The organism is Acidimicrobiia bacterium (assembly GCA_035471805.1).
GTDB lineage: Bacteria > Actinomycetota > Acidimicrobiia > Spongiisociales > JAHEDJ01 > JAHEDJ01.
This window is the reverse complement of sequence record DATIPS010000053.1, coordinates 1-9591: the sequence shown is the minus strand read 5'-3', so window position 1 is coordinate 9591 and position 9591 is coordinate 1. Positions and strand designations below refer to the sequence as shown.

The 9591-nt window shown below is 65.2% G+C and carries 7 protein-coding genes; 6 read left to right on the top strand and 1 reads right to left on the bottom strand.

Translation table 11 applies throughout. The features are described from left to right. Positions 1–469 precede the first annotated feature (469 nt). The 6 genes from lpdA (at position 470) to tkt (ending at position 9221) form a co-directional block, all read left to right on the top strand. Positions 470–1834, top strand: a complete 1365-nt coding sequence (gene lpdA, locus VLT15_10375; protein HSR45613.1) for a dihydrolipoyl dehydrogenase — start codon at positions 470–472, stop codon at positions 1832–1834. 139 nt (positions 1835–1973) lie between these two features. Continuing rightward, complete coding sequence (gene sucB / locus VLT15_10370) at positions 1974–3332, top strand: 2-oxoglutarate dehydrogenase, E2 component, dihydrolipoamide succinyltransferase (GenBank protein ID HSR45612.1); 1359 nt, start codon at positions 1974–1976, stop codon at positions 3330–3332. Further along, complete coding sequence (lipA, locus tag VLT15_10365; protein HSR45611.1) at positions 3329–5020, top strand: lipoyl synthase; 1692 nt, start codon at positions 3329–3331, stop codon at positions 5018–5020. Before sucB ends, lipA begins: the two co-directional genes overlap by 4 nt. Continuing rightward, positions 5017–6105: a Xaa-Pro peptidase family protein gene (locus VLT15_10360; protein ID HSR45610.1), complete on the top strand. Its 1089-nt coding sequence runs from the start codon at positions 5017–5019 to the stop codon at positions 6103–6105. The genes lipA and VLT15_10360 overlap by 4 nt, the downstream gene beginning before the upstream one ends. Positions 6106–6230: 125 nt before the next feature. Beyond that, positions 6231–7205, top strand: coding sequence for an S-layer homology domain-containing protein (locus VLT15_10355; GenBank protein HSR45609.1), 975 nt, complete (start codon positions 6231–6233; stop codon positions 7203–7205). A 75-nt stretch (positions 7206–7280) separates the two neighbouring features. Then, positions 7281–9221: a transketolase gene (tkt, locus tag VLT15_10350; GenBank protein ID HSR45608.1), complete on the top strand. Its 1941-nt coding sequence runs from the start codon at positions 7281–7283 to the stop codon at positions 9219–9221. Positions 9222–9368: 147 nt separating this feature from the next. Here the strand turns inward: tkt and VLT15_10345 are convergent. Further along, on the bottom strand, positions 9369–9591 hold a 223-nt coding region (locus tag VLT15_10345; GenBank protein HSR45607.1), incomplete at its 5' end, for an inositol monophosphatase family protein.

Genomic DNA, 9591 nt, shown 5'->3' with positions numbered 1-9591 from the left:
CTCGGAGCGCCCGACGAGTCCACCGTGCCGCCGACTTCGACGACCCGGAACGACTGGATGTCGGACAGCGTTTCGGCGGCGCGGCCAAGCACGCCGTTGACGGCGTCCTCGATCGAGTTGGGGGAGCCCCCGGTTAGTCGAACGGTCTTGGTGATCATCGAGTTTCCTCCTGAGTTTTCTCAGCAATGCTGTTGCGCGTGGAGAACATCAGTATTGCTCAGAATCCGGACTGCGTTTCTCAGCAATGCTGTTGCGCGTGGAGAACATCAGTATTGCCGAGAAACCAGGGCATCTTCACGAGACGACCACCACCAGCCACACCGCCGAGGCAATGAGGATGATCAGCGCCGTGACTATCGAGGCGATGAGGAGGTAGCGGGTCTGCATTTGGCCGTCAGGCTATCGCACCGTGGGCGGATTTCCCTTGTGGGGCTATTCTCGGGCCACTGATCGACTTCCCGGAGGATTCGTGTACGACGTTGTGATCGTTGGCGGTGGCCCGGCCGGCTATGCCGCCGCTCTTTATGCACACAACTACGGCCTCAAGACTGCGCTCGTGGAAAAGGACGAGGTTGGCGGAACCTGCCTGTTGCGGGGCTGCATTCCCGCCAAGGCATGGCTCCAATCTGCCGAGGTCTTCACAACCGTGGCCGGGGCCGGCGAGTTCGGCGTCCAGTCGAGTGCCCCGTCGTTCGACTGGGGTACGGCGCTGGCGCGCAAACAGAAGATCGTTGATGGTCTCGTCAAAGGTCTGTCCGGACTCCTCAAACAGCGCAAGGTCGAAGTGATCAACGGGCACGGGCGACTCGACGGCGCCGGCCGCGTGGTTGTGAACGACGGTGAGCAGGTTCTGGAAACCAAGAACGTGATAGTCGCGACCGGGTCCGTGCCGCGCAGCATTCCGGGATACGAATTCGACGGTGTCCGGATCGTGAGCTCCGACCATGCCCTCGATTGGGAGGCCCGGCCTCAACGTGTAGCGATTATCGGTGCGGGAGCCATCGGCTGCGAGTTCGCCAGCCTGCTCGTGGATCTGGGCAGTGACGTGACCCTGTTCGAACTCATGGATCAAATCGTGCCCGGAGCGGATGCCAAGGCGGCCCGGGAGCTTCAGAAGCACCTCAAACGGCGCGGGGTGAAGATCCACACGGGCGTGACCGTCGGCGACCCGGTCGTTAGCGACGGGGGCGTGACCGTTCCGTTTGGAGAGGACTCTGCGGATGTCGACGTCGTTCTGGTCGCCGTCGGTCGGGCGCCCGTGACGGACGCCATCGGCTTGGAGACGGTCCGCGCTGAGACCGATCGCGGCTACATCGTGGCCGATTTGACCACAATGGTGACGGCCGAGCCGGGCGTCTACGCCGTCGGGGATTTGCTGGCGGGGACTCCTCAGCTGGCCCACGCCGGGTTCGCCGAGGGTATAGCCGCGGTAACCCACATCGCCACCGGGCGGGCGGCGGGCCCCGACTATCGAGCCATTCCGCTGGTGGTCTACACGCATCCGGAGATGGCCGAAGTAGGTCTCACGGAGGCCGCCGCCGTGGCTCAGGGGTATGAGGTCGAAACCCATTCCCATAGTTTCATGGGAGTCGGCCGGGCGCAGATCATCGGGCAAAACCAGGGGTTGGTGAAGGTGGTAGTTCAGAAGGATGGGCCGATCATCGGTGCATCCGTTGTCGGCCCGCAGGCCGGTGAACTGATCCATGAGTTGATGTACATAGTCGGATGGGAGGCGCTTCCTGAAGAGGCGGCCGCCTTCATTCACGCTCATCCGACGTTGTCGGAGGCGGTGGGAGAGACCCTTCTCTCCTCGACCGGGCGGAGCCTCCACTGACGCTTTTCACGGTTTTCGCGCGACTTTCTTACCCTATAGGTACCGAATGTCGCGCGAGAACCACCCGGCGGGCCGGAATGTCGGCGGTGCCGGTATCGTTGTCGGCAGAGATTCTGAGATGAGAGGACACAGATAGCGTATGGCCACCACGGTCTCCATGCCACAGCTGGGAGAGACGGTCACCGAGGGGACCATCCTGAGCTGGCCCAAGAAGGTCGGTGAAACGATCGCGGTCGACGAGGCGCTGGTCGAGATCTCGACCGACAAGGTCGACACTGAGATCCCGTCGCCCGTCGGCGGCGTCATACTCGAGATCCTCGTTCCCGAAGGTGAAACCGTCGTTGTGGGTACCGACCTGGTCGTGATCGGTCAGTCCGGCGAACAGGTTCCGACCTCAGCACCGGAAGCCCCGGCCGTCGAGCAGGCACCTGCCGCACCCCAGCCGGCGACCGTGGCCGAGCCGCCGCCGGCTCCGCAACCCGTTGCGGCGGCCACCGTCGAGCAGGCACCGGCAGTCGACCCCACGGAAGGCCTCTTCCTGTCGCCGGTCGTCCGCAAGCTCGCCCGTGAACACAATCTCGACCTCAGCTCGGTGGCCGGTACCGGGCGCGACGGCCGGATCACCCGCAAGGACGTCGAGGCTCTGATCGAGAAAGGTGTCGCTCCGGCACCGGCGGCCCGGGTGGAGGCCGCACCGGTACCTGCGGCCCCTGCCGCGGCACCGGCTCCTGCAGCCCCGGTCGCTCCGGCGGCAGCAGCGGAAATCCCTCTTCTCGACGGGGACGAGGTACGCGATCTCGACCGGCTCAGGTCGCGCATCGGTGAGAACATGATCCAGGCCAAGCAAACGGCGGCCCACGTGTGGACGTCGGTTGAGGTGGATTACACCCGGGTGGAACGCGTCCGGCAGGCACACAAAGCCGCGTTCAAGGAGACCGAAGGCTTTTCGCTGACGTATCTGCCCTTCATCGCCCGCGCCACCATCGATGCGCTCAAGGCCTTCCCGGTCGTGAACAGTTCGTTCTACCTGGAGCAGAAGAAAGCAGTCTTCCATCGCACGATCAACCTCGGCATTGCGGTCGACATGGACCAGAAGGGCCTGCTGGTGGCCTCCATCCGCGATTCCGACGGGCTGCGGATGGTCGGCCTGGCGAGGAGGATCCGTGACATCGCCATGCGGGGTCGCGCCGGTCAGCTCGGCCTGGACGACATCAGCGGCTCCACCTTCACGATCACGAACCCCGGACCTTTCGGGTCGTTCATGTCGGCGCCCATCATCAACGTTCCGAACACGGGAATCCTCTCGACCGACACCGTTGTCAAGCGACCCGTCGTCGTAACCACTCCGGACGGTGCGGACGTGATTGCGATCCGCCACATCGGCTATCTCGGGCTGACCTGGGATCACCGCGCCTTCGACGGGTCGACGGCCGTTCTCTTCCTGCGTCGCATCAAGGAGAATCTGGAGATGTGGGATTGGGAGCAAGAACTGGCGTGAACGAGTCGCGAATCGCGAATCGCGAGCCGCGAGTTTCGACCCTGCGCGTCCGGTGGCTCGGGAAGCTGCCCTATGCCGAGGCTTGGGACCTCCAGAAGGCATTGTGGGAAGGCCGCACATCCGGTCGGTCCACCTGGGACTACCTGCTGCTCCTCGAGCATCCGCACGTCTACACGATCGGCCGGCACGGAGACGCAGGCAACCTCCTCGTCCCGGCGGAACGTTTGCGCGGCCTCAACGCCGAACGCTTCGACATCGACCGGGGCGGCGACATCACCTACCACGGGCCGGGGCAGCTCGTCGGCTATCCGATCATCCGGCTCGAGGATCCGAAGAAGATCACCGCCTACGTCGGTCGGATGCAACAGGCGTTGATCGACACGCTCGCCGAGTTCGACATCGACGCGTGGGCCGAAGACGGCTTCACCGGCGTCTGGACGGCGAAGGGCAAGATCGCGGCCATAGGGGTACGGGTCGCCAGGGGTGTGACCATGCATGGGTTCGCCCTCAATGTCGACCCCGACATGACCTATTTCGCTCATATGAACCCCTGTGGGATCACCGACCGCCCGGTCACCTCGATGACCGAGCTGTTGGGCCGCACCACATCCCTGGAGGAGGTCATCGAGCGGCTGATCCCTCACTTCGCCTCAGAGTTCGGATATTCCGATCCGGAAGTTCAGCTTGGCGCTTTCACCCGGACCCAGGGCAAGCCCCGCCGGTTCGAGGTCGACCGCCTCGTGGAGGAGGGCACATTCTCGCCCGCCCGGCGTGACGAAGTCCCGATCACCCGCAAAGGGGGACTCCTGCCCGGTGAACCGGAGCGTCCGAGCTGGATGAAGATCAAAGCCAACCTCGGGGCGGAGTACAGGGATGTGAAGAAGCTGATGCGCGGCCTCGACCTGCACACCGTTTGTGAGGAGGCCGGCTGCCCGAACATCTTCGAGTGCTGGGAGTCGGGAACCGCCACGCTGATGATCCTCGGGGACACGTGTACCCGGGCCTGCAGTTTCTGCAACGTCCTGACCGGCAAGCCGAGCGAACTCGACGTGATGGAACCGTTTCGGGCGGCTGCGGCGATCCGGGACATGGATCTCGAGCACGCCGTCATCACCGCCGTGGATCGTGACGATCTGGCCGATGGGGGAGCGGCGATCTGGGCTGAGACCATCCGCCAATCGCGACTCCTGAGTCCGGCGACCTCCATCGAAGTCCTGGTCGGAGATTTCAAAGGAGACGCGGAGGATCTCGGAACGGTGATGGCCGAGCGGCCCGAGGTTCTGAACCACAACACGGAAACCGTCCTCCGTCTCCAGCGAGACATTCGAACGGCCGCCAGCTACGGACGTTCCCTGACGCTGTTGTGGCGCGCCGGGTCGATGCACCCCGAAGGCGCGGTGAAGTCGGGGCTCATCGTCGGAATGGGTGAGACGAGGGAGGAGGTCCTCGGGGCGCTCGCCGACTTGCGGGCCGTGGGTGTGGAGATCGTGACTATCGGGCAATACCTGCGGCCGACCGCCAAACACCGCCCGATTCACCGCTACGTCCATCCGGACGAGTTCGCCGAGTACAAGGATTTTGGGGAGAAACTCGGAATCCGTCACGTCGAATCCGGGCCGCTGGTCCGGTCCAGCTATCACGCCAAGGATGCCGCGGCGGTGGTTCGCCCGATGGCAGTGACCCAATGAGTCCGTTCGCCGCCCGGCTGGAGCGGGCGGGGGAGATGCTGGCAGCACGGCATCTCGATGGTCTCTTGCTGTCGGTCGGGGCCGACCTCCCGTACTTCACCGGGTATGAGGCGATGCAAACCGAGCGGTTGACGATGCTCGTGTTTCCGACCGGCGGCCGAGGGACCCTGTTCGTTCCCGAACTAGAGGCACCCCGCGTCGAAAGCCACGGCGATCTCTTCGACATCCGTCCATGGTCGGAACTGGAGGATCCGGTGCGGCTCGTGGCCGGGGCGGCATCCGACTGGCGGCGCGGCTTGATCGGTGATCACACATGGACGACGTTCGCCCTCGGCCTGCAGGAGCAACTTCCCTCGCTGGCGCTGGGAAGGGCCTCGGACGTCACCCGGGAGCTGCGGATGCGCAAGGACGCGGCAGAGGTCGCCGCCTTGCGGAGCGCCGGCCGGGCGGCCGACAGGGTGGTAGCCCGCCTGGCCGGGATGCGGTTCGCCGGCCGCACCGAGCGTGAGATGGCACGCCTCATCGCGGAGATGACGGTGGAGGAGGGGCACCAGGTGGCCGCGTTCGGCATCGTCGCCTCGGGGCCCAACGGCGCATCACCTCATCATGAGTCCGGCGATCGGGTGATCGAGGCCGGTGATCCGGTCGTCGTCGACTTCGGCGGCCGGTTCGACGGCTACTTCTCAGATACGACGCGCAACTTCGTTGTCGCGGCTCCGCCGGACGGCTACGAAGAGGCGTTCGGCGTGCTTCATTCTGCACAGCAGGCGGCCGTCGAGGCCGTGCGGCCGGGGGTGACGGCGGAGTCGGTCGACGCGGCAGCCCGCAGGGTCATCGAAGAGGCCGGATTCGGGGAGTTCTTCATCCATCGCACCGGGCACGGCATCGGCCTCGAGGTGCACGAGCATCCCTACATCGTCGAAGGCAACGGCGTGGAACTGGAGCCGGGTATGGCTTTCTCGATCGAGCCCGGCATCTATCTTCCCGGTCGTTTCGGAATGCGGATCGAGGACATCGTTGTGGTGACCGGCGACGGTTGTGAGCGGCTGAACCAGAGCAGCCGCGCCCTCACGGTGGTCGGCTAGCCCGCCCCTCCGGCACCCGCCGACTGCGTGGTGCCGCTGCCTGCGGCCTCCCGCCCCACCCCTAAGCCCCCTTTAGGTTTCCTTTGAGGCGCCGATAACCAGACAAGGTCGATCCTGTCAGGCGGATGAAGAGAAAACTATTCGGCACTCTGGTCGCAGCTGCTCTGATCTCACAGGTCATGGTCGTTCCGGCGTCCGCGATCACGGCGGCCGATCTCGAGAACTGCTTCGTCCAGGCCATCAACGCCGAGCGCTCTGCGCGGGGCATCGACCCGCTGGAGGTCGACACCGGACTGGTCTCGTATGCCAGGCAGCACACACAGTCGATGATCTCCGCCGGCAGCCTCTATCACTCGACCTCGGCACAGCTCGCCGCCGTTCTTCCGGAAGGGAAGACGAGTTGGGGTGAGAACGTCGGCTATGCGGCAAACTGCGCAAGGCTGCACCGAGCGTTCATGGAGTCACCCGGCCACAAGAAGAATATCCTCGACCCTGGTTTCACCCGATTGACGATCGGAGCTGCGGTTTCACCTTCCGGGTCCGTATGGGCAACCGAGATCTTCTACGGTCATCCCGATCCGCTGGGTCTGCCCCCGTTTTGGGACGACAACGGTTCGCCGTACGAGTCCGACATAATCAAGCTGGCCGCCGCCGGCATCACCGGCGGATGCGGCGACGGTCGATTCTGCCCGGACGCACCGCTGACCCGGGCGCAGATGGCCGTGTTCCTCGCCCGGGCCCTGGGATTGCGGGCACAGTCCGGGGACTTCTTCACCGACGACGACGGCAGCGCCTTCGAAGCGGAGATCAATGCGATTGCAGCCGCCGGGATCACGACCGGGTGCAATCCGGGCCGCTTCTGTCCGGACGAATACCTCTCCCGCGCTGAGATGGCGAGCTTCGTGACCCGGGCCTTCGACCTGCCGGCATCGTCGGTCGATTATTTCTCGGATGACGACGGCAACCTCCACGAATCCGGCATCAACGCACTGGCCGCCGCCGGCATAACGACCGGTTGTTCTGCCGGTCGCTTCTGCCCCGGCGGAGCGCTGACGAGGGGGCAGATGGCCACATTCCTCGTCAGGGCGCTCGGCTGGTAGCGCCCGGCGGCCCGGTTTAGAACGGCCCTTCTGCGCCAACTACTCTCCAGGCATCCGCGCCGCGAGAGGATTTCCGTGTCTATTGAGCAGCTAGCCGTCAACACGATCAAGGGCCTGGCCATGGACGCCGTCCAGAAGGCCAACTCGGGGCACCCGGGGATGCCGATGGGAATGGCCGATCTGGCGGTTGTGCTGTGGTCCAGGTTCCTGGTGGTCGATCCCGGCGACCCGACCTGGATCGACCGTGATCGGTTCGTTCTCTCCAACGGACACGGTTCGACACTCCTCTACTCGCTGCTGCACCTGGCAGGTTTTCAGCTGTCGCTCGACGATTTGAAGGACTTCCGGCAGTGGGGTTCGAAGACTCCCGGCCATCCGGAACGCGAACCGGAACTCGGTATCGAAATGACCACGGGTCCGCTCGGCCAGGGGTTCGGCACGGCCGTCGGCATGGCGATCGCCGAAGAGCACCTGCGGGGCCGGTTCGGTGAGGCGCTGATCAACCACCGCACCTACGGGTTCGTTTCCGACGGCGATCTAATGGAAGGAATCTCTGCGGAGACGGCTTCGCTGGCGGGTCACCTGGGTCTCGGGAAGCTCACCTACTTCTACGACGACAACGAGATTTCGATCGACGGCTCGACCGACATCACTTTCACCGAGGATGTGGCGGCCAGGTTCAGGGCGGCCGGCTGGCATACGGTCGACATCGACGGGCACGACCATGTTGCGATCGAGGAGGCCACCCGTGCGGCGCTGGCGGTCACCGAGCATCCGAGTCTGATCATTGCCCATACCCACATCGCCCATGGGGCGCCGACGATGCAGGACACGTCCGCCTCACACGGCTCGCCGCTCGGTGCCGACGAGATCCGCGCCACCAAACAGGCCATGGGATGGCCCGCCGACGAGTCCTTCTACGTCCCGGATGAGGTGTACGGGTTCTTCTCGGAGGCGATGGAACGCGGCCGCAACGTCCACGCCGCCTGGAAGGATCGGTCCGGTGCCGCTCTGGAAGCCGACGCCGAGCTGGCTGCTCTGTGGCACAGCCAGTTCGGTTCGGATCCGGTCGTTCTCGAGAACCCGGGATTCGAAGTCGGCGGCTCGATGGCTACCCGGGCATCGAGCGGCAAGCTGTTCGATCAGATTGCTGAGAAGGTGCCCGGATTCATCGGCGGTGCCGCCGATCTCGCAGCCTCGACGAAGACGTCTATCTCGACGTCCGGGTCGTTCGGCAGGGAGGACCGGACGGGCCGCAACATCGATTTCGGCATCCGGGAGCACGGAATGGCCGCCATCGTCAACGGCCTGGCGGTTCACGGCGGACTCAAACCCTACGGTTCGACGTTCCTGGTGTTCAGCGACTACATGCGGCCGGCCATCCGGCTGTCCGCCCTGATGGAGGCGCCCAGCATCTCCGTGTTCACCCACGACTCGATCTTCCTCGGTGAAGACGGCCCGACCCACCAGCCGGTCGAGCATCTGGCCGCATTGCGGGCGATTCCCAACCTGTGGGTGATCCGTCCGGCCGACGCCACGGAGACCGTCGAGGCATGGGAGATGGCCCTCAGCCGGACGGACGGGCCGACTGCGCTCATCCTCACCCGGCAGGGAGTGCCGACGTTGGACCGGCCCGGCGGGGGAGTGAAGCGGGGCGGTTATGTCCTGAGGGACGGGTCGGACGTGGTGATCGTTGCCACCGGTTCTGAGGTTGCGCTCTCCCTCGAAGCCGCTGATCTGCTCGCCGGTTCCGGTGTCTCCGCCGGGGTCGTCAGCCTGCCCTGCTGGGAAGCCTTCGAGGAGCAGGAATATTCTTACCGTGAGGAGGTCTTGGGAGCCGGCCTGCCCGTCGTCTCGGTCGAGGCCGGATCGACGTTCGGCTGGAGCCGCTACGCGGACCTGTCAATCGGCCTCGACGCGTTCGGAGCGTCTGCCCCCGACACGGTGCTGGCCGAGAAGTACGGTTTCACGGCCGAATCGGTGGCCGCCCGTGTGCAGGAGTTCCTGGGGCGGTAGGAGGTAGCAGGAGCCCCCGTGGGGCGCCCCCCTCGCCCCTGATCCTTTGGATCAGGCGGACTCCCCTCACTGCGTGGCGGGAGAAAGGCGGACCTGCCGGGTCCGGCGGGGGGCGAGTTGCCAACTGCCTACAGCCATGGCCTACGGCTACAGCCCCAGCAAACTGCGAACATCCTCCGCGATTCCCGGTGCCGCGGCCACGAAACCTTTCATCTTCGGGTCGGGGCGATTGAACTCCGGGGGCTTTCCGTCCAGTCCGAGCACCACGCCGCCGGCGGCGAGGACTAGTGCCGCGCCGGCTGCCACGTCCCATTCGTGTTTCGGAACGAGGGTCCAGGTCGCATCGGCCAGGCCGGCCGCGACGAGGCCG